Below are 23,526 nucleotides of genomic sequence, written 5' to 3' on the forward strand. Positions count from 1 at the left end.
AACGTCCGGGCAGTCCAGTCGTGCTCAGGATTTCAACAGGTGAATCCTCATGTTGTTCCCGAGCACTTGCCCGAGCCTTGGACCGCACCGTCGCATCGCACAACGTCGTGGCGCCGGCGCCCTATGAGGAGCAGCAGTCTTGCGCGAGTTCAGCCTTCCGGCTTTGTACGAGGTCCCCGCGGACGGGAATCTGACCGACATCGTCCGCAGAAACGCCGCGCAGCATCCCGACGTCGCCGTCATCGCCCGCAAGGCCCAGGGCGCCTGGCAGGACGTGACCGCCCGGGAGTTCCTGGCCGAGGTGCGCACCGCCGCCAAGGGCCTCATCGCCTCCGGGGTGCAGCCGGGCGACCGGGTGGGCCTGATGTCGCGGACGCGGTACGAGTGGACGCTCCTGGACTTCGCGATCTGGAGCGCGGGCGCGATCACCGTGCCCGTGTACGAGACCAGCTCGCCGGAGCAGGTGCGGTGGATCCTGTCCGACTCGGGCGCCACCGCCTGCGTCACGGAGCTGGACGGCCACACGGCGGCCGTGGAGGCGGTGCGCGAGTCGCTGCCCGCGCTGAAGCACGTCTGGCAGATCGAGGCCGGGGGCGTGGCGGAGCTGGCCCGGCTCGGCCAGGACGTGTCGGACCAGGCGGTGGAGGAGCGCAGTTCGCTCGCCAAGGCCGACGACCCGGCGACCATCGTCTACACCAGCGGCACGACCGGGCGCCCCAAGGGCTGTGTCCTCACCCACCGCAGCTTCTTCGCCGAGTGCGGAAACGTCGTGGAGCGGCTGCGCCCGCTGTTCCGCACCGGTGAGTGCTCCGTGCTGCTCTTCCTGCCGCTCGCGCACGTCTTCGGGCGGCTGGTGCAGGTGGCGCCGATGATGGCGCCGATCAAGCTGGGCTGCGTCCCGGACATCAAGAACCTCACCGACGAGCTGGCCGCGTTCCGGCCGACGCTGATTCTCGGCGTGCCGCGGGTCTTCGAGAAGGTCTACAACTCGGCGCGGGCCAAGGCGCAGGCGGACGGCAAGGGCGCGATCTTCGACAAGGCGGCGGACACCGCCATCGCCTACAGCAAGGCGCTGGACAGCCCGTCGGGCCCGTCGTTCGGCCTGAAGCTCAAGCACAAGGTCTTCGACAAGCTGGTCTACGGCAAGCTGCGCGCGGTCCTCGGCGGCCGGGGCGAGTACGCCATCTCCGGCGGTGCCCCGCTGGGCGAGCGGCTCGGCCACTTCTTCCGGGGCATCGGCTTCACGGTGCTGGAGGGCTACGGCCTGACCGAGTCCTGCGCGGCGACCGCGTTCAACCCGTGGGACCGGCAGAAGATCGGCACGGTCGGACAGCCGCTGCCCGGCTCGGTGGTGCGGATAGCGGACGACGGCGAGGTGCTGCTGCACGGCGAGCACCTGTTCAAGGAGTACTGGAACAACCCGGCCGCGACCGCGGAGGCGCTGGCCGACGGCTGGTTCCACACCGGTGACATCGGCACCCTCGACGAGGACGGCTATCTGAGGATCACCGGCCGGAAGAAGGAGATCATCGTCACGGCGGGCGGCAAGAACGTGGCCCCCGCGGTGATCGAGGACCGGATCCGGGCGCACGCGCTGGTGGCGGAGTGCATGGTGGTGGGCGACGGGCGGCCGTTCGTGGGCGCGCTGGTCACCATCGACGAGGAGTTCCTCGGCCGCTGGTGCGCCGAGCACGGCAAGCCGGCGGGGTCCACCGCGGCGTCGCTGAAGGACGACCCGGATCTGAACGCCGCGATCCAGGCGGCCGTGGACGACGGCAACGCCGCGGTGTCGAAGGCGGAATCGGTGCGGAAGTTCCGCATTCTGCCCTCCCAGTTCACGGAGGAGTCGGGCCACCTCACCCCGTCGCTGAAGCTGAAGCGGAACGTGGTGGCGAAGGACTACTCCGACGAGATCGAGGCGATCTACGCCAAGTGACCGGCGGCGGTACGCGCCCGGTGGTCCGGACGGTGCCTCGTGACAGGGTGTCCTCGGCGGGGACCCGCGCCACGGTGCGTGCGGCGGGGGCCGCGACGGTGGCGAAGGGGTTCACACCGATCGCCCCGGGACGAGCCAGCCGCGGGTGACGTACGGCCGGCGGATCGCCGCGTCGGCCGCGTCGTGTCAGAGCAGCGTCTTCAGCCGCTCCGCCAGCAGGTCCCAGCGCCACTTCTCCTCCACCCACCGTCGGCCCCGCTCCCCCATGCGGCGGCGCAGCCCGGCGTCGGCCAGCAGGGCCACGATCCGTTCGGCGGTCTCGTCCACCGAGCCGCCCCGGACCACCCAGCCCGTCTCGCCCTCGAGGACCGCGTCCGGCGCGCCGCCCGAGTCGCCCGCGACGACCGGCAGGCCGGTCGCCGACGCCTCCAGGTAGACGATGCCGAGGCCCTCCACGTCCAGGCCGCCGCGCCGGGTCCGGCAGGGCATCGCGAAGACGTCCCCGGCGCCGTAGTGCGCGGGCAGCTCGGCCCAGGGCACGGCGCCCGTGAAGCGCACCGAGCCGGCGACCCCCGTCTCGTGGGCGAGTCGGCGCAGGTCCTTCTCGTACGGACCGCCGCCGACGACGAGCAGGACGGTGTCCGGCTCGGCGGCCAGGATGCGGGGCAGGGCCCGGATCAGGGTGTCCTGGCCCTTGCGCGGGACCAGCCGGGAGACGCAGACGACCACCGGGCGGTCGGTGAGGCCGAGCCGGGCGCGGACGGCGTCGCCGCCGGAGGCCGGGTGGAAGGTCTTCTCGTCGACCCCCGGCGGCAGCTGCGCCATCCGTGAGGCCGCCTCCGGTGTGAGGGCGGTGGCTATCCGGGAGCGGGTGTACTCGCCGAGGTAGGTGATCGTGTCCGTGGACTCGCCGATCCGGCGCAGCAGCCGGCGGGCGGCGGGCAGCTGGGCCCAGCCGGCCTCGTGGCCGTGGGTGGTGGCCACCAGCCGCTCGGCGCCGGCCTCGCGCAGCGCGGGCGCCATCAGGCCCAGCGGTGCCGCCGCACCGAACCAGACGGAGGTGCACCCGTGCTCCCGGAGCAGCCCGACGGCCCGCCGGGTGGCCCGCGGGGTGGGCAGCAGCATGGTCGTACGGTCGCGTACGACGGTGAAGGGCTGCTCGGCGTCGAAGGCGGCGGTGGCCTCGGCGCCCTCCCGGCCGCGCTTCCAGGTGGAGGCGTAGACGACCACCCGGCCGGGGTCCAGGCGCAGTGCCATGTTGTGCAGGAAGGCCTGGATGCCGCCGGGCCGGGGCGGGAAGTCGTTGGTGACGATCAGGGTCTTGTGCATCGCCGCCGACCCTACCGAACGGGGCGTTCACGGCCGGGAGCGGCCGAGCCTGTGGCATGCGCACAGGTGTGCACGACATCATGGGCGCTCACTGCATCATGGACGCTCGCAGCGGATGCGGACGGCACGGCGATCGACGCGGTAAGCGGACGGCAGGGGGATCAGGTGGAGACGAAGGGTGCCGGGCGGTCCCTGGCATGGCTGCTCACGACCTGGGCCGTCACCCGTGCGCTGCTGCTGCTGTTCGTGTTCCGGGTGTTCGCCTTCCCGGGCCCGGACGTCACCTCGGACGTGTCGGTGATCTACCGCGGCTGGTACGAGGTCCTGCGCCAAGGAACGTTTCCGCTGGACGACGTGACCTGGCAGTACCCGCCCGCCGCGGCCCTCCCCGTCCTCTCCCCCGGCGTGCTGCCCTTCCTGTCGTACGCGCACGCCTTCTTCGTGCTGGCCTGCCTCGCCGACGCCGTCGTGCTGGCTCTGCTGCGGTACGCGGGCGGACGGCCGGGCCGGTCGCCGCGCGGGGCCTGGGTGTGGGTGGCGGGCGTACCGCTGCTCGGGCCGACGGTGTACGCCCGCTACGACCTGATGGTGACCGCGGTCGCCGTGGCGGCTCTGCTGGCCGGGACGCGGCACCCGCGGGTGATGGGCGCCCTGACCGCCTTCGGGGCGCTGCTGAAGGTGTGGCCGGCGCTGCTGCTGGTCGGTGCCGTGCGACGGCGGGCGTGGGCGTCGGCGGTGGTGACCGCGGCGGGCCTCGCCCTGCTGTTCTCGGTGTCCATGCCGGGCGCCTTCGCGTTCCTGACCTTCCAGCGGGACCGGGGCACCGAGGTCGAGTCGCTGGGCGCCCTGGTCTTCCACGTGGCCCGGCACTTCGGCTGGCGGGGCGAGGTGCTGCTGAACTACGGCTCGATCGAGTTCCTGGGCCCGCACGTCGACCAGGTCAGCACGGCCGCGCTGGCGCTGACCGGGGCCGCCTTCGGCTGGCTGCTGCTGTGGCGGCTGCGCGCGACCCGGTTCGCGCCGCACACCCTCCCCGACGCGGCCCTGACGGCGGTGCTGCTGTTCACGGTGACGAGCCGGGTGATCAGCCCGCAGTACCTGGTGTGGCTGATCGGCCTGGCCGCCGTCTGCGTCTCGTACCGGGCGAGCCGCATGGGACCGGCCGCGCTGCTCTGCCTCCTCGCGTCCTTCGTGACGGTGCTGGAGTTCCCGCTCGGCTTCTCGCACGTGGTGACGAGCGACTGGTACGGGGTCACGCTGCTGGTGGTGCGCAACGGCCTGCTGGTCGCGGCCACCGTCATGGCGGCCCGCCGGCTGTGGCGCGCGACCGCGCCGCCGCGCGCCACCGCCCCCTTCCCGCCCCGGACCACCCACGCGCAGGAGACCTCGGTGCCCTCCTGAGTCCGGGCGGCCAGGGGCTCCGGCGGGACGCCGTGCTCAGCCGAGGCGGGTCGTGAGGTAGGCGCGCCAGCTCGCGGTGAACTCCTCCGGTGTCGTCCCGAGCACCTTCCCGAGCGCCTGCCGCACCGCGCCCGCCCGCTTGCCGTGGGCGCCGACGGCCCGGTAGAAGGCGGCGAGCCGGTCCGCGCCCCACCGCTCGGCGATCATCCGGCAGGCCAGCCAGCCGCCCTCGTAGGCCCGTGCCAGCCGGGTCGGCTCGCGGGTGAAGGCGAAGTCCCCGTCGCCGGGGAGCGCGTCGGGCACCTCGCCGTCCCGGACCGCCCGGGCCAGTTCCGGCGCGATCTCGGCCGGGGTGCGGCCGGTGCCCAGGTAGCCGATCCAGTCGGCGTAGCCCTCGGAGAGCCACAGCGGGGTGGCGGCGGTGGTGTCCGCGCGGGTGGCGACATGGGTGGTCTCGTGGGTGAGGACGACCTGCTTCCCGGCGTCCCCGAGCACGGCGTACGCCTCCGGGTTGACCAGCACCCGGTCCGCCGGCGACCGGCCGGAGCCGCCCGTCTCGCCCGTGGTGACGGCCGCGATGCCCCGGTAGTTGCCGGCCGGCGAGCCGAGCAGCGCCGCCATGCCCTCCAGGGACCGGGGGACGAGTACGACGATCCGGCGGCTCCAGTCCCGGCCCCAGGCCCCGGAGACGGCCGGGACCGCCCGGTCGGCCAGCCGCGCGTACGGCCGCAGGCCGGCGGCGGACCCCCCGGCGCCGAGCACCAGGCTGTGCGCGCCCCTGACCACGGTCACCGTGCCCTGGTCCCACAGCTGCTGCCCGGCCTTCCGGGCGGGCTCGTCGGCGGTCACGTACCAGTGGCCGCCGGCCGCGCGGCCGAGGGTGAGGGTGCGGGGGGCGTCGACGGGAGCCTTGTCGTAGCCGGCGACGCGGTAGCGCAGGTCGGCGTCGGCGGTGGCCCCCGAGGGGGTGCGGCGCAGGGCGGTGACCCGGTAGCTCCAGGACGACAGCGGGAGGGCGCGCAGCCGGGTGTACCCGGTGCGGGTGCCGGTCGCGGCGTACGCCGTCTCGTCGTGGCCGAGCAGGGCCGCCGCGCGCCGGTCGAGCACCCGCTGCACCTCGGCCCGCGCGGAGTCCGTCACCGTGTGCCCGCCGCACCCGGCCAGCGGCAGCAGCAGGGCGAGCCCCACGGCCCCGCTCTCCCACACCCGTCTGCGACCAGCCATTTCCCGATCGTACGGTGAGCAGGGCGGTCAGGGCCGGGTGATCGAGGAGACCGGCATCATCCCGACCGGGTCGTAGCGCACCGGAGCACCGGGATAGGGGGCGTGGATGACCTGGCCGTTGCCGGCGTACATCGCCACGTGGCTGGCGTCGGAGCGGTAGACGACCAGGTCCCCGGGGCGGGCCTGGGAGAGCGGCACCTGACGGCCGGCGAACCGCTGCTCCTGCGACGTGCGCGGCAGATGGACGCCGGCGTGCGCGTACGCCCACTGCATCAGGCCCGAACAGTCGAACCCGGAGGGGCCGTTGGCGCCCCACACGTAGGGGCGGCCGAGGGCGGAGCGGGCGGCGGCCAGGGCGGCGGCGGCACGGCCGTCGGGGGCGGGGACACCGCGCGGACCGGGCAGGTCGGCACGGCTGTCACGGGAGGCCCGCGCGTAGGCCGCGCGGTCGGCGGCGGGCAGGGCGTTGATCAGCCGCCGGGCCCGGGCCAGCTTCCGCTCCACGGTCCGCTTGTGCGCGGCCACGGCCTGGCGGCTCTTCTCCAGCTCGGCGAGTTTCCCGGCCGCCTCCGCGCGCTCCTGGGCGAGGTCGCGCAGCGCCGACTGCAACTCCGCCAGCCGGCGGGCCTGCCGGGTGCCGATGCGGTCGAGCGTGGACGCCTTGTCCAGGTAGTCGTCGGGGTCGGCGGCGAAGAGCAGGGCGACCGTCGGGTCGATGCCACCGGAGCGGTACTGGGCACCGGCCACCGAACCCAGCTGCTCGCGCAGGTCGTTGACGCGCTGCTGCTGCCGGGCGATGTGGTCCTGGGCGTCCCGGACCTCCCGGCGCAGCCGGCCGGCGCGCTCGTCGGCCTTGTCGAAGGCCTGGGTCGCCTTCTCGGCCTCCGCGTACAGGCGGTCCACCTCGGCCCGGGTGTCGGCACCCGGTGCCCCCTGCGCCGGTACGGCGCCGAGCGCGGCGGCGGCCGACAGCACGCACAGGGCGACGGCGCCCCGGTCGAATCCGGACGGGGCAAGGCGACGGTGGGACCCCACGGCAGTCCTAACTGCTGGCGGACACAGACCGTTTCCCCGGCGCCTGGGGACGGGGAGGCCCCGGCACCGGGGAAACGCGGCAGACAGTAGCCGCGCGGACCGGGCGGGACCAAAGACCCCGGAGTCAACACAGGGTGACGCCCCGCCGCTGACGCAGGTCACCGGCGGGGCGTGGAGTCAGTTCACGTCCCGGTGATTCGCCCGTTCGGGCGCCACCGTGTCGGTGTGTCGACGGGTGTCAGACCCGGACGCCGAACATGAACGGGCCGCCGATGGTCGACATGGACTCGTACCGGACGACCGTGCCGGTGCGCGGCGCGTGCAGGATGCGGCCGTTGCCCGCGTAGAGGCCGACGTGGTGGATGTCGTTGAAGAAGAAGACCAGGTCGCCGATCTTGAGGTCGCTCTGGTTGTAGATCCTCGTGCCGATCTGCGCCTGCGCCTCGGAGGTGCGCGGGATGGAGACGCCGGCCTGGGCGTACGCCCAGGAGGTCAGGCCCGAGCAGTCGAAGGAGGACGGGCCGGTGGCGCCGTAGACGTAGGGCGAGCCGAGCCGGGTCTGGGCGGCGGAGAAGGCCGCCTGGGCGAAACCGGAGGCGGGCGGGGCGTCGCCGAGGTCCACGCGCTCGTTGGCGGAGCGGTCGGCGCGCTGCTGCTCCTCCTGGGCGAGCTGCGCCTTCTCCTTGGCGGTCAGGGAGTTCAGCAGCCGCTGCGCCTCGGCGAGCTTGTTCTGGACTTCCTTCTTCTTGTTGCCCAGCTCGGTGCGGGTGGCGGAGAGGTCCTTGAGCTTCTCGGTGGCCTCCGCCCGCTCCTGGGCGAGTTCGCGCTGTTTGTCCTGGATCTTCTTCAGCGCGTCGACCTGCTGGCTGCTCAGCTGGTCGAGCGTGGAGGCCTTGTCGAGGTAGTCGTCCGGGTTGGACGACAGGAAGAGCTGGACCGAGGCGTCGATGCCGCCGGAGCGGTACTGGGCGGTGGCCAGCGAACCCAGGCCGTCGCGGAGCTTGTTGAGCTCCTCCTGGCCGCGGGCGACGTTGTCCTGGATGGTGGAGATTTCCTTCTGCAGCTTCTGCTGCTTCTCCTTGGCGCCGTTGAACTTCTCGGTCGCCTGCTCGGCCTGCTCGTAGAGCTTGTCGACCTTCGCCTTCACCTCGTCCTTGCTCAGCTTCTCGCTGGGGGCGGCGTTGGCGGCGTTCGCGCTGAGCGCGACGGCAGCGGCGGCTGCGGTGGTCAGCACGGTCACACGGGTGCGACTCGGCTGCTTGGGTCGACGGTGGGACGCCACGGAGGACGAACTCCTTCTTGTGAGTGATCACCCGTTCGGAGGTTCGAGCCCAGACCCTAGTGACCTCGTTGTGATCAGTTCAAATCCCACAGCAAAAAAACTCGTCACACAGTGCATTCTTTGCACACAACTCACGTGCAGTGAGAGCGGGTTGACCCTACGTCGCGTGACGATGCGGCCAATTCGGGCATCAGTCACGTCCCTTGGACCTTCAGGACAGTCGCTTCAGAAGCACCGCAGAGGCCACCGGTCGGGCACCCGCCTTCGCGACCCCGTCCGCCACCTCCCGGTCGGTGGAGGCGACGATGACGGGACGGCCCGGCGGCTCCGCGCGCACCAGCTGGCGGATCAGCTCGTCCGCCGTGACACCCGGCTTGGAGAACAGCACCCGCACCCCGCGCGGTGGCGCGAGCAGCACCGGCGCGGCCAGTTCGGCGCCGTCGAAGACACACGTCACCTCGGCCCCGGTCTGCGCGGCGAGCGCGGAGAGCTGGCCCAGCAGCCGCAGCCGCTGCTTCTCCAGCGGCATCTGCGGATAGCCGGTCTTGGTCACGTTGTAACCGTCGACGACCAGGTGCGCCTGCGGCAGGGCGAGCAGTTGATCGAGAATGGCCGGATCGTGCTCCGACAGGGCGCGCGCCGCGATGTCCTTCGGGGTCATCCGGCCCGGTTCGACCGCGTCCACCGTCTCGGCCGGGCGCACGGACACCGGGGGCAGGGCCAGCTCGCGCCGCAGCCCCTGGGTCGCGTCCAGCAGGGTGTCGAGCAGCAGCCGCACCCGCATGTCCTCCACGCTGCGGCCCTCCCGGGCCGCCCGGCGGGTCGCCTCCAGCGCGGCCTCGGCCTCGCCCAGACGGGCCTTGAGCCGCCGTGACTCGCTCTCCGCGGCCGACACCTGCGCCTGCGCCTCGGCGCGTACGGCGTCCAGCTCGCGCTGCGCCTTGCGCAGCGCGGCCTCGCCGCGTTTGACGTCGCTGAGGGCGGCGCGCAGCTTGCGGTGCAGCGATTCCGCTTCCTTCTTCGCCGACTCCAGCTCCGTGCGCAGCCGTTCGGTCTCGGCACGGGTGTGGTCGCGGGCCTGCGCCAGCTCCGCGCGCAGCCGCTCCAGCTCGGCCCGGCTCTCCTCGTCGGCACGCTCGGCGTGCGCGCGCAGGGCCTCCTCGCCGGCCGCGGTGACCAGCTTCACCCAGCCCGCCGGGCGCAGCACATAGGCCGCGGCCGCCACGTCGAGCGGGTCCGCGGCCGGGGGCGGGGAGCCCGCGTCGAGGGCACCGGCGAGTTCCGGTTGCGCCTCTCTGAACCGCTCCCCGATCCGCTGCCGGAACACGGTGTCGGTCTCCAGCGCGGCCGCCATCGCGTTGCCGGCGAACTTCGCCCGGCGACTGGGGGTGAACCGGGCGTACTGCCTGAGCTGGGCGGGCAGTTCCGCCACGGTCAGCCCGCCGAAGCCGTCGGACACGATCTGCACGACCCGCTTGCGCACGCCGTCGGGCAGCGGACGGTCAAGCACCTCGGCGGTGCCGTCGCCCGGCCCCCCGCCTGCGGTCTCCGCCATCCGTCACACCCCAATACCGGAATAAGCCTCTCCGGGGGCCGCTCCGCTCAGGAGCCGGCGCCCGGCCTGTCCACGAGTTCCACCTGGTCCACCGCGTTGCACCAGCGGCAGCGCACCGATTCGATGGTCTCACTGACCACCTCGCGCTCCTCCACCGTCGGCTCGCCGGCCAGGTCGAGGTGGACGTACTCGACGACCTTGGACGAGCGGGTCACGTCGAAGCGCGTGAGGTTGCCGCACAGGGTGCAGCGCCATCGTGTCGTGGCCGTCGGCAGGGGAACCGTCATGGTGACTGTTCTCTTCCTTCTTGTGTCGGTCCGCGCCGTCCCCCGACGCGTGTGGCCGTAACCCTACGGCCTGCCGGGTGCCCGCCGCCCGTCCGTCCACGGCGGCGAGGCGGTCTGTCAGCAAGCGTCCCGTTACGTCATGCTCTGTAGTCATGATCAGCACCTGGAGCACGGCCGCCGTCAGGGCACTCAGAGCGGTCCGGGGCACCTCGGCACCGATGACGTACGGGCTCATCGTCCTGTGCGGTCTGGTCTTCGCCCTCGGCCCGGCCTCCGGACTGGTCCCCGGATACGGCTCGGGGGACGCGCTGCTCGCCGCGCAGCGGGCGTACTTCCGGCACTGGGGCGTGGTGCCCGCCGAGCTGTTCGACGGCCCCGCCGGGGCCGCGCTCACCCCGGCCACCGCACTGTTCGTGCACGGCAGCTGGGTGCACCTGCTCGGCAACATGCTGTTCCTCTTCGTCTTCGGAGCGATGACCGAGGAACGGATGGGCCGGGTGGAGTTCACCCTGTTCTACGTCGGCTGCGGCTACCTCGCCCTGCTGGGGTACGCGGCGGCCAACGCGGCCTCCGAGCAGTCGCTGGTCGGCGCCTCCGGGGCGGTCTCGGCGGTCCTCGGAGCGTTCCTCTTCCTCTTCCCCCGCGCCCGTGTGACCAGTCTCCTGCCGTTCCTGTTCTTCCTGCCGCTGCGCTTCCCGGCGTGGGTGGTGCTGCCGTGCTGGGCGGCCCTGCAGTGGCTCGCCGCGGGACGCGCCTCCGACGGTCCCGGGGTGGCGTATCTGGCGCACCTGGTGGGCTTCGGCCTGGGCTTCGGCTACGCGTGGGTGCGTTACGGCCGTGGGACTAGAGTGAAAGCCGCCCCAGCTCCGGTCACCGAGGGAGAGACACAGCCGTGATCACCGCGATCGTCCTGATCAAGACCAGCGTGGACCGGATCCCCGAGATCGCGGAGCGGATCGCTTCGCTGGATTCGGTGAGCGAGGTGTTCTCCGTCACCGGTACCTACGACCTGATCGCGATGGTCCGGGTGCGGGAGCACGAGGACCTCGCCGAGATCATCCCGGGGCGGATCAGCAAGATCCCCGGAGTGGAGGCCACGGACACGCACGTCGCGTTCCGCACCTACTCCCAGCACGACCTGGAGGCCGCGTTCGCGATCGGCCTCGACAACTGACCGGTCCGGACGGCCTGCGCGACGGCTACGCGCTCACGTCCACCGCGGCGATCCCGCTGCCCGAGGGGACGTAGAGCCGGCCGCCGCGCGCGACCGGGGTGTGCTGGTCGTCGCCCGCGTCCCGGCCCAGGATCGCGTTCCAGCGCTTTTTCCCGTCGAGGTCCAGCGCACACAGCCGCCCGCCCGCGGACGCGTACACCGTGTCGCCCGCCACCACCAGGCGGGGGTAGGCCGTGCCGCCCTCGAATCCGTACTTCCAGGCGCGCGAGCCGTCGGCCGCCCGTACGGCGTACACGCCGCCCTGTTCCGTGCCTACGGCCAGCGTACGGCTGCCCCCGGCGAGGATCCCGCCGTCGTCCTCCCTGCGCCACAGCCGCCGGCCGTCCGTGACGCGGAAGCCCTGGCTTTCGGCGGCGGCGTCCGTGAACAGGGTGGTGCCCGCGAGGGCGAGGACGGTGACGTCGGTGCCGGCGGACGCCACCTGCCACTTGCGCGAACCGTCCCGGGCGTCCAGCGCCAGCAGGACGTCGCCGTAGCTGCCCGTGCAGACGGTCCCGGCCGTCACGAGCGGGGTGCCGGTGGGGCCGGCGGGGGTCTTGGCGGTCCACTTCTCGCTGCCGTCGGAGGCGTAGCAGCGCAGACCGCCCGTGTCGGTGCCGCCGACGGAGACGAGTACGTCCTGGCCGAGCAGGACGGGGACGTCGTACCGCTGGTCGCCGAGGGTGCGGGTCCACAGCGGGCTGCCGGACGGGCTCACCGCGGTCAGCCGGCGCGCGTCCTCGGAGTGCAGGCCCACCACGCAGTACACGGCGTCCCGGGTCGCCACGGGCGTGGAGACGTCGTCGCCGAGCCGGACCTTCCAGCGCCTGGCTCCGTTCCGGGAGACCGCGTGCAGCACACCGCCGGAGGTGCCGGCGTAGACGACGGAACCGTCCGGGGAGAGCGCGCAGCAGGCCCCGTCCAGACCGCCGATGCCGCCGAGGTCGTACTGCCAGCGCAGCACCGCCGCCGCACCGTCCGGGCGGTCGGCGGACGGGGCCGGTGAGTGGTCGCCGGCGCCCCCGCTCCCGGTACCGGACCCGAACCCCCACAGCCGGCCGCCGACCCCCACCCCGGCCACGGCCACGGCTCCCCCGGCAAGGGCCGTGAGGAGCCCCCGCCGCCCGGGAGCCACGGCACCCGGACGACGGCTCGGGGCGGCGACGGTGTCCGAGCCGGCCGGACCGCTGGAGCCGTCCGCCCGGACCGAGCCGCCGTTCGTGCCGGGGGCGGCCGAGTCCGCCGGGGTGGCACCCCTCGCCGGCTCGTTCGCGGCGGCGGGGCCCGCCGAGTCCGCCGGGGCCGCGGAGGCCGTCGAGTCGCCCACGGTCACCGCCACCGCCGGGCCACCCGAGGCGGCAGCCGGTGCCGGGGCGGCCGGGCCGGCACCCCCCGCCGGGCCGTTCGCGGCGGTGAGGGCCGCCGGAGCCGTCGAGTCGGTGGTGGTGGGGTAGGGGGACAGGTACTCCACGCCGCTGGGGCGGTCGTCCGGGGTGGGGCGGGGCGGGGACGCGGGGCCGTACCAGCCCGGGCGGACGGCGGCGCGCAGGGTGTCCGGGGCGAACCCGGCGCCCGCCACCACCGCCGCCGGCTCCGGGCGCTCCAGCGGGTCCTCGCGCAGACAGGCCGTCACCAGCGGGCGGATGTCGTCCGGGACGCCGGACAGGTCGAAGTCGCGGGTGAGGATGCGCAGCAGGACCACCGAGTCCTGCCCCTCGCCGAACGGCTCCCGGCCGGCCGCCGCGTACGCGAGGACCGCGCCGAGGGAGAAGACGTCGCTGGGCGGGCCGACCTGGCCGCCGTTGCGGATCTGCTCCGGCGAGACGTAGCCGACCGAGCCGACGACCGCGCCGGTGCGGGTCAGCGAGGTGGCCTCCAGCGCCCGGACGATCCCGAAGTCGATGACCCGGGGCCCGTCCGGGCCCAGCAGGATGTTCGACGGCTTCAGGTCCCGGTGGACCAGCCCCTTGGCGTGGATGGCCGCCAGCGCCTCACCGAGCGCGCCGGCGAGGATCCGGACCGCGGGACGCGGCAGCGCCCCGTGGTCGAGCACGGCGTCCCGCAGGTTCGGCCCGGACACGAACTCCGTTGCCATCCAGGGCCGTTCGGCCTCGGTGTCGGCGTCGACGACCCGTGCGGTGTAGGTGTCCGCGCCGCCGACGGTCTGGGCGGCGCGGACCTCGTGGCGGAAGCGGGCGCGGAAGGTGCGGTCCTCGGCGTGCTCGGCCCGTACGACCTTCACCGCGAGCCGCAGTCCGGTGCGGGACTCGGCGAGGTAGACCTCGCCCATGCCGCCCGCGCCCAGTCTGTGCGTGGTGGTGTACGGGCCGATGTGGCGCGGATCTGTGGCACGCAGCGGCTGCACTGGCGGTGTCCCCCTGTCCGACGTGGTGTCAAGGGGAGGTTATAGCGCGGCTCAGACCGCGGGCACGCAGCGACCGTCCTCCGTGCGGTACTGCCACTTCGCGCCCTGCGCCACCAGTTCCCCGACGGCGTTCACGAAGCGCTCCACGTGCTCGTCCGGCGTGCCCGCGCCGAAGCTGACGCGGATGGCGTTGAGGGACTTCTCGCCCGGGGCCGCCTCGGGGGCGCCGCACTCGCCCTGGGTCTGCGGGTCGCTGCCGAGCAGGGTGCGGACCAGGGGGTGGGCGCAGAAGAGGCCGTCGCGGACGCCGATGCCGTACTCGGCGGAGAGCGCGGCGGCGAAGTGCGAGCTGTTCCAGCCCTCGACGACGAAGGAGATCACGCCGACGCGCGGGGCGTCGTCGCCGAAGAGGGACAGCACGCGCACCCCGGGCACCTCGGCCAGGCCCTCACGGACCTTCGCGATCAGGTGCTGTTCGCGGGCGACGAGGCCGTCCCAGCCGGCCTCGGTGAGGGCCTTGCAGGCGGAGGCGATGGCGTAGGCGCCGATGACGTTCGGGGAGCCGGCCTCGTGGCGGGCCGCCGTCTCGTGCCACTCGACGGCCACGCCGCCGTCCTCGCGCCGGGTGACCTTGCGGCTCGCGCCGCCGCCCGCGAGGTACGGCTCGGCCGCCTGGAGCCAGTCGGCGCGGCCGGCCAGGACGCCGGAGCCGAAGGGCGCGTACAGCTTGTGGCCGGAGAAGGCGATCCAGTCGACGTCCAGCTCGCGGAGGTCCACCGGGTGGTGCGGGGCCAGCTGGGCGGCGTCCAGGACGATGCGGGCGCCGTGAGCGTGCGCGGCGGCGGCCAGTTCACGCACCGGCCACAGCTCGCCGGTGACGTTGGAGGCGCCGGTGACGCAGACCAGGGCCGGTCCGTGCGGGTCCCGGTCGGCCAGGGCCCGCTCCAGGGTCTCCACGGCCTGCCGCGGGGTGCGCGGGGCGTCGAGGTAGGTGACCCGCGCGTCCTGCCAGGGCAGCAGCGAGGCGTGGTGCTCGGTCTCGAAGACGAAGACCTGGCAGCCGGCCGGGACCGCCCGGGCCAGCAAGTTGAGGGAGTCGGTGGTCGAACGGGTGAAGACCACCTGGTCGGCCGGGCGGCAGCCGAGGAAGTCGGCGACCGTCTTGCGGGCGTTCTCGAACAGGTCGGTGGAGAGCTGGGAGAGGTAGCCGGCACCGCGGTGGACGCTGCCGTAGTACGGGGCGTACGCGGCGACGTCGTCCCAGACGCGCTGGAGGGCGGGGGCGCTGGCCGCGTAGTCCAGGGCGGCGTAGCTGACCTCGCCTCCGGTGACCAGCGGGACGGTGACATCCCGCCCGAGAACGGGCAGAGGGGTGCAAACGGACTGGTCGGCGGCAGCGGTGGAGACAGACATGGCGGAACTCCCGTGACAGGAATGCGGAGAAATGCAGAAAAGGGCTGCAAAGGGCTGTGCGGAGGCGGGGCTCTGCGGCCCTAACGCATTCGCTTGCTCACGGAAGGCTCCCTCGAACGACCAGGACCCCTGGTGTGTGAGGGGTCCGCGCTTGCCGTAGGCCTTGCTGCCGTACGACCTGGTCTTCACCCGGGGCACCCCGCCACGGACGGAGGGTTGCCGGACAGTCGGCCGGGGCCTCATGACTGTCACTCATGACCTGGTACAGGAACGTACTGAAGTGATCGTCGTCCCGCAACCCGTGTCCGGATCGCGGGACGACCCCCGGGGGCGTCAGGCGTTGCTGACGGCCACCCAGCGTTCCAGGGTGCGCTTGGCCGCGCCCGAGTCGATGGACTCCGCGGCCCGCGCCATGCCCGCGCGGATCTGCTCGGTGAGCGGCGCGTCCGTCGGCTCCAGGGCCACCAGCGCCGCCGCCGAGTTCAGCAGGACGGCGTCGCGTACGGCGCCCCGCTCGCCGTCCAGCAGCCGGCGGGCGACCTCGGCGTTGTAGGAGGCGTCGGCACCGCGCAGGGCCTCCACGGGGACGAGGTCGATGCCGGCGTCGCGCGGGTCGAAGACCTCCTCCGTGACCTTGCCGTCCCGGACCACCCACACCCGGGAGGCAGCGGTGACGGTCAGCTCGTCCAGGCCGTCGTCACCGCGGAAGACCAGCGCGGAGTTGCCGCGCTCGGCGAGGACACCGGCGACGATCGGCGCCATGCGGGGATCCGCGACGCCCACGGCCTGCGCCCGCACCTGGGCGGGGTTGGTCAGCGGGCCCAGCACGTTGAAGGTGGTCCGGATGCCGAGCTGGCCGCGGGCCGCGGCGACGTGACGCAGCGACGGGTGGAACCGCACCGCGAAGCAGATGGTGATGCCGGCCTCCTCGGCCACCTCGGCCACCCGCCGCGGGGTCAGGTTGAGGTTGATGCCCAGTTTCTCCAGGACGTCGGAGGAGCCGGAGGCGGAGGACGCGGCGCGGTTGCCGTGCTTGACGACCTTCGCCCCCGTGCCCGCGACGACGATCGAGGACATGGTGGAGATGTTGACCGTCTTGGCGCCGTCGCCGCCGGTGCCGACGATGTCGACGGCCGGGCCGGGCACCTCGATGACGTTCGCGTGCGCGTACATCGTCCGCACCAGTCCGGTGATCTCCTGGACCGTCTCGCCCTTGGCCCGCAGCGCCACCATGAACCCGGCGATCTGCGCGTCGGTCGCCTCCCCGCGCATGATCAGGTCCATCGCCCAGGCGGTGTCGTCGGCGGACAGGTCCCGGCCCTCCAGCAGACCGTTCAGCAGGGCGGGCCAGGAGCGGCCCGCCGTGGTGTCGCCTCCAGCGGGGGTCACAGCGCTCATCAGCCGCTCCTCGAACAGTTCCTGCTACGTCGGACACCACCCTATCCAGCCGGACGGCACGCTGAAGGGCCCCGTCCGCAACCCGGACGGGGCCCTTCATCGTGGCGTGGCGACGCGGTGATCAGTGGTGGCCGTGGCCGCTCGTGATCTCCTTGTACTCCTCGACGGTCGGCTTCGGGATCTGGTTGTCCTCACCGAAGTAGGCGTTGGACAGCTTCGCCCGCAGCTTCACCGAGGCCGGGACCTTGCGCTCGACCCCGTTCTCGTCGACCGTCGGACCGATCTCGGCCGGCTGGTACTGCTCGTGCGAGGTGAGCGTGTGCAGCTGCTCCTGGCTCAGCGGCTCGTGCACCTCGATGAACTCACCGTGCGGCAGCCGCTTGATGATGCCGGTCTCGCGGCCGTGCAGCACCTTGTCGCGGTCGCGGCGCTGGAGGCCCAGGCAGATCCGCTTGGTGACGATGAACGCGATGACCGGAGCCACGAAGTAGGCGATCCGGACGAACCAGGTGACCGCGTTGATCGACAGGTGGAAGTGGGTGGCGAAGATGTCGTTGCCACCACCGATCAGCATGACGAAGTACACGGTCAGCCAGGCGACGCCGAACGCCGTACGGGTCGGGGCGTTGCGCGGGCGGTCCAGGATGTGGTGCTCGCGCTTGTCGCCGGTGACCCAGGCCTCGATGAACGGGTAGACCGCGATCGCGGCGAGGATCACGCCGAACAGCATCAGCGGGATGAACACGCCCAGGACCAGCGTGTGGCCCCAGAAGTTGATCTCCCAGCCCGGCATGGCGCGGATCAGACCCTCGGCCATGCCCATGTACCAGTCCGGCTGGGCGCCGGTGGACACCTGGTCCGGACGGTAGGGGCCGATGGCCCAGATCGGGTTGATCTGCGCGATGGCCGCGAGGGCCGCGAGCACACCGAAGACCAGGAAGAAGAAGCCGCCGGCCTTCGCCATGTACACCGGCAGCAGCGGCATGCCGACGACGTTCTTGTTCGTCTTGCCGGGACCCGCGAACTGCGTGTGCTTGTGGTAGAAGACCAGGATCAGGTGGCCCACCACCAGGCCCAGCATGATGCCCGGCAGCAGCAGGATGTGGATCGAGTAGAAGCGGGCCACGAAGTCGCCGCCCGGGAACTCGCCGCCGAAGAGGAAGAACGAGATGTACGTGCCGACGATCGGCACGGACAGGATCGCGCCCTCCATGAAGCGGACACCGGTGCCGGAGAGCAGGTCGTCCGGGAGCGAGTAACCGGTGAAACCGGTGAACATGCCCAGGACGAACAGCAGGAAGCCGAACAGCCAGTTGATCTCACGCGGCTTGCGGAACGCGCCGGTGAAGAAGACGCGCATCATGTGCACGAACATGCCGGCGATGAAGACGACCGCGCCCCAGTGGTGGATCTGCCGGATGAGCAGACCGCCGCGCACGTCGAAGGAGATGTGCAGGGTCGAGCTGAACGCCTCGGACATCAGCTGTCCCTGGAGCGGGACGTACGAGCCGTGGTACTCCACCTCGTTCATCGACGGGTGGAAGAACAGCGTCAGGTAGACACCCGTCAGGATGATGATGATGAAGCTGTAGAGGCAGACCTCACCCAACATGAACGACCAGTGGTCGGGGAAGATCTTGCGCATGTTGGCCTTGGCCAGGGAGTAGATCCCGAGCCGGCCGTCGGCCCAGTCGGCGAGACGCTCGCCGGCCGGTGCCTGCCCGCGCGAGCGGGAGGTCTCGTTCGCTGAAGTACTCATCCGCGCTCCCAGAATGCAGGACCGACGGGCTCCTCGAAGTCGCCGAGCGCCTGGAGGTAACCCTCACTGTCCACACCGATGCGCAGCTGCGGCAGGGCGTGGCCGGCGGGGCCGAAGATCACTCGGGCACCGTCGGAGAGGTCGAAGGTGGACTGGTGGCACGGGCACAGCACGTGGTGCGTCTGCTGCTCGTACAGGGAGATCGGGCAGCCGACGTGGGTGCAGATCTTCGAGTACGCGACGATGCCCTCGTGCGACCACTCCAGCTCGCGCTTGTCCTTGATGTTGCCCGGCTGGAGCCGGACGATCATCAGGGCGGCCTTGGCGATCTCCGTCTGGAACTCCTCGGAGTGCTCCTCCAGGCCGTCCGGCTTGGCGAAGGTGAGCGAGCCGACGGCGACGTCCTCGGGACGCAGCGGCTGGTTCGTGTTCATGTTGACCAGGCGCTTGCCCTTGGCCCACAGGGTGTGGCGCAGCTTGGTCCCCGGCGCCGGGCCGAGACCGCCGAGCAGCATGGCACCGGAGAGCGGCACCAGGGCCAGCGCGCCGAACATGGTGTTGCGGATCAGCTTGCGGCGGCCGAGCGCCGACTCCTTGGCGCCCTGGCGGAAGTCGTCGTGGACCTTCGCCCGGACGTCGGCGGGAGCCTCGATCGGGTGACGGTCGTCGGCGATCTCCGCGTCGGACATCAGGGTGCGGGCCCAGTGGACCGCGCCCGCGCCGATGCAGAACAGCGCCACACCGAGGGTCAGACCGAGCGCGAAGTTCATCGCGCTGATGTGACCGATCGGGAAGACGAAGATCTGCTTGTCGTTCGGGATGGCCAGGTACGCGACGATGAAGCCGATGGTGGCCAGCATCGACACCGTGAACAGCAGGGCCACCACGCGCTCGGACCGCTTGGCGGCCCGCTCGTCGATGTCCTGGATCCGGTGCTCGTGCGGCGGCAGCCCCGGGTCGGCGAACGGGTTCTCCTCGTCCGCGATCCCTACCGCGCCGTGCGCGTGGTCCTGCTCAGCGGGCAGGTTCTCTTCTGGAATGTCTTGGCTACTCATGACTTCTTGGCCTTTGCGGTCCGAGCGGCGACCCAGACGGCGACCACGATGAGCGTGCCGAGGCCGAAGATCCAGCCGAACAGACCCTCACTGACCGGCCCGAGGCCGCCCAGCTCCAGACCACCCGGGTTCTCGGTCTTGTCGCCGTTGACCGCGTTGAGGTACGCGATGATGTCCTTCTTGTTCTTCTCCGACAGGGTGGTGTCGGGGAAGGACGGCATGTTCTGCGGGCCCGTCTGCATGGCCTCGTAGATGTGCTTCGGAGCGACACCCTCCAGGCTCGGCGCGAACTTGCCCTTGGTCAGGGCACCGCCCTTGCCGGTGAAGTTGTGGCACTGCGCGCAGTTGGTGCGGAACAGCTCGCCGCCCTTGGCGGTGTCCGCGCCCGCGGGGCCGTACTGCTGCTCCGTGGGAACGGCCGGGCCGGCACCCAGCGACGCGACGTACGCGGCCAGCTGGTCGATCTGGGCCTGCGAGTAGATGTTCTTCTTGCGCGGGATCTGGGCGCCCTGCGAGGTGGCGGCGGGCATACGGCCGGTGCCGACCTGGAAGTCGACGGCCGCGGCGCCCACGCCGACGAGGCTCGGGCCGTCGGAGGAGCCCTGGCCACCGGTGCCGTGGCAGCTGGCGCAGCCGACCTCGTAGAGCTTCTTGCCCTCCTTGATGGTCAGGGACTGGGAGGTTTCATCGGCCTGCGCCTTGCCCGCGGGCGCGAACGCGGCGTACAGCCCCCCAGTGGCCGCCAGCGCGAGGAGTAGGACGACGACCGCCGCCAGCGGATGGCGTCGTCGTGCGGAGAGCTTTTTCACGGATTACCCCGGTGTCAGGATCTTCTGCGTCGGTGCTTCTGGATGTGCGGGAGCGGGCCCGGCTACTTGATCAGGTAGATCGTGGCGAAGAGGCCGATCCAGACGACATCGACGAAGTGCCAGTAGTAGGACACGACGATGGCGGCGGTCGCCTGCTCGTGGGTGAACCTCTTGGCCATGTAGGTGCGGCCGAGGACCAGCAGGAAGGCGATGAGACCGCCCGTCACGTGCAGGCCGTGGAAGCCGGTGGTCAGGTAGAACACCGAGCCGTACGGGTCGGAGGACAGCGAGATGCCGTCCTTCTTCACCAGCTCCGTGTACTCGTAGATCTGACCGCCGATGAAGATCGCACCCATGATGAAGGTGAGGATGAACCAGCCACGGAGCTTCTTCACATCGCCGCGCTCGGCCGCGAACACGCCGAGCTGGCAGGTGAGGGAGGAGAGCACCAGGATCGTGGTGTTCGTGGCGGAGAAGGGCACATTCAGTGCCTCCGCCATCCCCTTCCAGTGAGCCGGTCCGGTCACCGACCGGAGGGTGAAGTACATCGCGAAGAGGGCCGCGAAGAACATCAGCTCGGAACTCAGCCAGATGATGGTTCCGACGCTGGTGAGGTTCGGCCGGTTGACCGACGGGTGCGCGTGCCCGGTTTCTACTGTCGTTGCTGTCGCCACGACCGACATTATGTCGGTCGCTTATCTCGCGCTCACTCCGGGGGGTGCCGTTCGGAGTGTTGCCACCCGCCGGACCGGTGTTGACGTGGTGTTCATGGGGACGTCGGCGGGAGTAACATCCGCCGGAACGGGCCCGCCCGTCCTGTCCGTACGACGCTGACGTCTCGGAGGAACAATGCAGCCGACCGCCACGGTGCTGGTCTACAGCGACGACTCCAACACCCGCGAGCAAGTACGGCTGGCCGCCGGGCGCCGCCCGGCGCCCGACGTCCCCCTCGTCGAGTTCGTGGAGTGCGCGACTCCGCAGGCGGTGCTGCGGGAGCTGGACAAGGGCGGCATCGACGTCTGCGTGCTCGACGGCGAGGCCGTGCCGATGGGCGGCATGGGGGTGTGCCGGCAGATCAAGGACGAGGTGTTCGACTGCCCGCCGGTGCTGCTGCTCATGGGGCGGCCGCAGGACGCGTGGCTGGCCACGTGGAGCCGGGCCGACGCCGCCGTCACCCTGCCGGTGGACCCGGTGGAGTTCGCCTCCGCCCTGGCCTCCCTGCTGCGGCAGCGGCGCCTGGTGGGCGCCTAGGGTCTTCCGCCCGGACCGGGCCGGACCGGGGAGCGGGGCCTGGTGCCGTGCGTCCCACGGCACGGGAGGGCGCCGTGGCGGAGCCGCGGCAACCGACGGCAACGCGGCGAGGCGCGGCGCCAGGGCCCGCGAGCCCGGCGTGATCCGCACGAGAGGCCCCGGCGGGGAGGGGCGCCGGGTTCCCTGCCGAGTACGGGCCGGTGGGCCCTCCTCGCACGGTTCCCCGCGCCCCTTCATCACGCCGCCGCCGGCTGGACGCGCAGCGCGTCCCCCGGGGCCGGGCCGTCCGGTGTGCCCTTGAAGAGTGCGCTGCCCTTGCGCCACTTCTGCCAGTCGACGTTCCAGTCGCCGAAGCCGTTGCCGAAGGGCTCCATCTCGTCGCCGTTGGAGTTGACGACCTTGACGATGTCGCCCTCGCGGACGGTGTTGAAGAACCACTCGGCGTTGGACGTGCTCATGCCGGTGCAGCCGTGGCTGACGTTGGCGTACCCCTGGGAGCCCACCGACCAGGGGGCGGCGTGGACGTACTCGCCGGACCAGGTGACCCTGGTGGCGTAGTAGACCGGCAGGTCGTAGGAGTCGGCGCTGCCCTCGGCGATGCCGACCGTGGTGCCGCGCATGCGTACGTAGTATTGCTTGGCCAGGACCACCTTGACGCCGTTGCGGGTCTCGAAGCCCGGCTTGCCCGTCGTGATGGGGATCTGGTTGATCTCCTTGCCGTTCTTGTAGACCGTCATCTGGTGCGTGGCGGCGTCCGTGACCGCCTCGATCCTGTCACCGATGGTGAGCTTCAGCGGCTTGGCCGCCCCGCCCCACAGCCGGCCGCCGACCCGGACGCCCTCCAGGTTGCTGTGCACCTGGACGGTGGCGTGGGCGGGCCAGTAGTCCTTGGGCCGGTAGTGGAGTTCCTTGTTGTCGACCCAGTACCAGGAGCCCTGCACGGCCGGTGTGGAGTCCACCCGCAGGGCCTGTTCCACGACGGCGCGCTGCGCCTTGTCCTTGATCTCGTGGTCGAGCTGGGCCGTGATCGGCTGCCCGACGCCGTAGGTGCCCTTCTCCGGCCCGAACGTGACGTTCAGACGCTGCTTGCTGGTGGGCCGGCTGGTGTCGAACGTGAGGACCTTGCGGCCGGGGGCGCCGTCCTCGTCCTCGGTGCTCACCGTGACCGTGTAGTGGGCGTTGGCGGCCAGCGGGGAGGTGCTGTGCCAGCGGCTGCCGTCGGCGGCGAGTTCGCCCGCCACGCGGCGCCCTGTGGCGTCCTGGGCGGTGACGTCCGTGATACGGCCCTCGTCGCTGTTGGCGGTCACCTCCAGGGGTTTGTCCGGGTCGGCCGGCTTCCCCGCTTCGGTGGGGCCGTTGAAGGAGATCAGGCCCGCTGCGTCGTACGGCCTGGCCGACAGGGGGTTGCCGTCCGAACCGCAAGCGGTGACGCCCGCGCCGAGGGCGGTCACCAGCAGCGCGCAGCTGACGACGGTGCGGGTCCGCGGAGTGTGGTTCATATGATCACGCTATGAGATGAGGACCTCACTGGCATGGCAGGTAACTCGTACGAGCGAACGACACTGCGCCAGAAGAACGACACCCGCGGGACGCGCGGAAGGGACGCCGGAGCGGCCGGAAAAGCCGGGAGCCCGGACCCCCTGATGGAGGGTCCGGGCTCCCGGTGCGTCGCCGCGCGTTCTACTGGGTGCGGTTCTCACCGTGGTAGTACTCGAACACCCAGCCGAAGATGCCGACCACGATGAACGGGGCGGCGAAGTAGATCAGCCACCAGCCGACCGCGATGCTGAGGAAGGCGACGGCGCCGCCGAAGCCCAGCATGAGCGGCTGCCAGCTGTGCGGGCTGAAGAAACCCAGCTCGCCCGCGTCGTCCGCGACGTCGGCCTCCTTGTCGTCCTGGGCGCCCGCGTCGACCCGCCGGGCGGTGAAGCCCAGGTAGAAGCCGATCATGACGCTCAGGCCGAAGGCCAGGAAGAGCGCGGTAGTGCCGGCCGGCTCCTTCGACCACACGCCATACACGATGGCCATGATCAGAATGAAGACGCTCAGCCAGACGAACATCCGACCCTGGATCTTCACTTGCCGGCCTCCTTGCTGCCCGCGACGGCGGTGCCGTGACCGGCGTGCTCGAGCTGCTCGAGCGCGGCGATCTCAGGGTGGTGCAGGTCGAACGCCGGGGACTCGCTGCGGATCCGCGGCAGGGTGACGAAGTTG

The 23,526-nt window shown here is 71.8% G+C and carries 20 protein-coding genes and 1 riboswitch; of the genes, 5 read left to right on the forward strand and 15 right to left on the reverse strand.

Going from position 1 to position 23,526, the window contains the following annotated elements; translation table 11 throughout:
- Window positions 1-139: 139 nt before the first annotated feature.
- Entirely contained in the window at window positions 140-1,936 is a 1,797-nt protein-coding gene (locus LG395_RS11100; RefSeq protein ID WP_171157083.1) for an AMP-dependent synthetase/ligase, read from the forward strand.
- 186 nt (window positions 1,937-2,122) lie between these two features.
- Here the strand turns inward: LG395_RS11100 and LG395_RS11105 are convergent, their stop codons facing one another.
- A complete protein-coding gene (locus LG395_RS11105) occupies window positions 2,123-3,265 on the reverse strand; it encodes a glycosyltransferase family 4 protein (RefSeq protein ID WP_171157081.1) in 1,143 nt (380 codons plus the stop codon).
- Between the two features lie 165 nt (window positions 3,266-3,430).
- Here LG395_RS11105 and LG395_RS11110 point away from each other — a divergent pair, with 165 nt between their 5' ends.
- On the forward strand, window positions 3,431-4,666 hold the full coding sequence (locus tag LG395_RS11110; RefSeq protein WP_225809248.1) for a glycosyltransferase 87 family protein: 1,236 nt from the start codon (window positions 3,431-3,433) through the stop codon (window positions 4,664-4,666).
- Window positions 4,667-4,702: 36 nt separating this feature from the next.
- On the opposite strand, the gene LG395_RS11115 is transcribed toward LG395_RS11110, so the two are convergent.
- The 5 genes from LG395_RS11115 to LG395_RS11135 all read right to left on the reverse strand — a co-directional run bounded on the left by LG395_RS11115 (window position 4,703) and on the right by LG395_RS11135 (window position 10,049).
- The gene (locus LG395_RS11115) at window positions 4,703-5,890 is read right to left on the reverse strand and encodes a hypothetical protein (RefSeq protein WP_225809249.1); all 1,188 of its coding nucleotides are present in this window, start codon (window positions 5,888-5,890) and stop codon (window positions 4,703-4,705) included.
- Between the two features lie 27 nt (window positions 5,891-5,917).
- Window positions 5,918-6,925, reverse strand: a complete 1,008-nt coding sequence (locus tag LG395_RS11120) for a C40 family peptidase (RefSeq protein WP_225809250.1) — start codon at window positions 6,923-6,925, stop codon at window positions 5,918-5,920.
- Between the two features lie 238 nt (window positions 6,926-7,163).
- Window positions 7,164-8,207: a C40 family peptidase gene (locus LG395_RS11125; RefSeq protein ID WP_171157074.1), complete on the reverse strand. Its 1,044-nt coding sequence runs from the start codon at window positions 8,205-8,207 to the stop codon at window positions 7,164-7,166.
- A gap of 211 nt (window positions 8,208-8,418) precedes the next feature.
- A complete protein-coding gene (locus LG395_RS11130; RefSeq protein ID WP_225809251.1) occupies window positions 8,419-9,762 on the reverse strand; it encodes an NYN domain-containing protein in 1,344 nt (447 codons plus the stop codon).
- Between the two features lie 47 nt (window positions 9,763-9,809).
- Complete coding sequence (locus LG395_RS11135; protein ID WP_014672226.1) at window positions 9,810-10,049, reverse strand: hypothetical protein; 240 nt, start codon at window positions 10,047-10,049, stop codon at window positions 9,810-9,812.
- Window positions 10,050-10,201: 152 nt separating this feature from the next.
- On the opposite strand from LG395_RS11135, the gene LG395_RS11140 reads away from it, so the two are divergent.
- Both LG395_RS11140 and LG395_RS11145 read left to right on the forward strand, forming a co-directional pair.
- On the forward strand, window positions 10,202-10,945 hold the full coding sequence (locus LG395_RS11140) for a rhomboid family intramembrane serine protease (RefSeq protein ID WP_171157071.1): 744 nt from the start codon (window positions 10,202-10,204) through the stop codon (window positions 10,943-10,945).
- Entirely contained in the window at window positions 10,942-11,223 is a 282-nt protein-coding gene (locus LG395_RS11145; RefSeq protein ID WP_014672228.1) for an Lrp/AsnC family transcriptional regulator, read from the forward strand. Before LG395_RS11140 ends, LG395_RS11145 begins: the two co-directional genes overlap by 4 nt.
- Window positions 11,224-11,248: 25 nt before the next feature.
- Here the strand turns inward: LG395_RS11145 and LG395_RS11150 are convergent, their stop codons facing one another.
- From LG395_RS11150 to ctaE, 7 genes are all read right to left on the reverse strand, one after another.
- Window positions 11,249-13,627 (reverse strand): serine/threonine-protein kinase, encoded by a 2,379-nt coding sequence (locus LG395_RS11150; protein WP_225809252.1) that lies wholly within the window; start codon window positions 13,625-13,627, stop codon window positions 11,249-11,251.
- Window positions 13,628-13,678: 51 nt separating this feature from the next.
- Window positions 13,679-15,040, reverse strand: coding sequence for an aminotransferase class V-fold PLP-dependent enzyme (locus LG395_RS11155; RefSeq protein ID WP_225809253.1), 1,362 nt, complete (start codon window positions 15,038-15,040; stop codon window positions 13,679-13,681).
- Window positions 15,041-15,182: 142 nt separating this feature from the next.
- A riboswitch (SAM riboswitch) is annotated at window positions 15,183-15,300 on the reverse strand.
- Between the two features lie 73 nt (window positions 15,301-15,373).
- Window positions 15,374-16,438 carry an anthranilate phosphoribosyltransferase gene (trpD, locus tag LG395_RS11160; protein WP_225809255.1) on the reverse strand — a complete coding sequence of 355 codons (1,065 nt, stop codon included), beginning with the start codon at window positions 16,436-16,438 and terminating at the stop codon, window positions 15,374-15,376.
- Window positions 16,439-16,559: 121 nt separating this feature from the next.
- Window positions 16,560-18,197, reverse strand: a complete 1,638-nt coding sequence (gene qcrB, locus LG395_RS11165; protein WP_171157064.1) for a cytochrome bc1 complex cytochrome b subunit — start codon at window positions 18,195-18,197, stop codon at window positions 16,560-16,562.
- On the reverse strand, window positions 18,194-19,252 hold the full coding sequence (gene qcrA / locus LG395_RS11170) for a cytochrome bc1 complex Rieske iron-sulfur subunit (protein WP_225809256.1): 1,059 nt from the start codon (window positions 19,250-19,252) through the stop codon (window positions 18,194-18,196). Before qcrA ends, qcrB begins: the two co-directional genes overlap by 4 nt.
- A complete protein-coding gene (gene qcrC / locus LG395_RS11175) occupies window positions 19,249-20,061 on the reverse strand; it encodes a cytochrome bc1 complex diheme cytochrome c subunit (RefSeq protein ID WP_171157060.1) in 813 nt (270 codons plus the stop codon). The genes qcrA and qcrC overlap by 4 nt, the downstream gene beginning before the upstream one ends.
- A 62-nt stretch (window positions 20,062-20,123) precedes the next feature.
- The gene (ctaE, locus tag LG395_RS11180) at window positions 20,124-20,744 is read right to left on the reverse strand and encodes an aa3-type cytochrome oxidase subunit III (RefSeq protein ID WP_171157058.1); all 621 of its coding nucleotides are present in this window, start codon (window positions 20,742-20,744) and stop codon (window positions 20,124-20,126) included.
- 166 nt (window positions 20,745-20,910) lie between these two features.
- On the opposite strand from ctaE, the gene LG395_RS11185 reads away from it, so the two are divergent.
- Window positions 20,911-21,312, forward strand: coding sequence for a response regulator (locus LG395_RS11185; RefSeq protein WP_225809258.1), 402 nt, complete (start codon window positions 20,911-20,913; stop codon window positions 21,310-21,312).
- 236 nt (window positions 21,313-21,548) lie between these two features.
- Here the strand turns inward: LG395_RS11185 and LG395_RS11190 are convergent, their stop codons facing one another.
- Together LG395_RS11190 and LG395_RS11195 are read right to left on the reverse strand one after the other, a co-directional pair.
- Window positions 21,549-22,811: a L,D-transpeptidase gene (locus tag LG395_RS11190; protein ID WP_171157054.1), complete on the reverse strand. Its 1,263-nt coding sequence runs from the start codon at window positions 22,809-22,811 to the stop codon at window positions 21,549-21,551.
- 181 nt (window positions 22,812-22,992) lie between these two features.
- Window positions 22,993-23,391, reverse strand: a complete 399-nt coding sequence (locus LG395_RS11195; protein ID WP_171157052.1) for a cytochrome c oxidase subunit 4 — start codon at window positions 23,389-23,391, stop codon at window positions 22,993-22,995.
- Window positions 23,392-23,526 lie beyond the last annotated feature (135 nt).

It is taken from the genome of Streptomyces spinosus (assembly GCF_020400655.1).
Lineage (GTDB): Bacteria > Actinomycetota > Actinomycetes > Streptomycetales > Streptomycetaceae > Streptomyces > Streptomyces argyrophylli.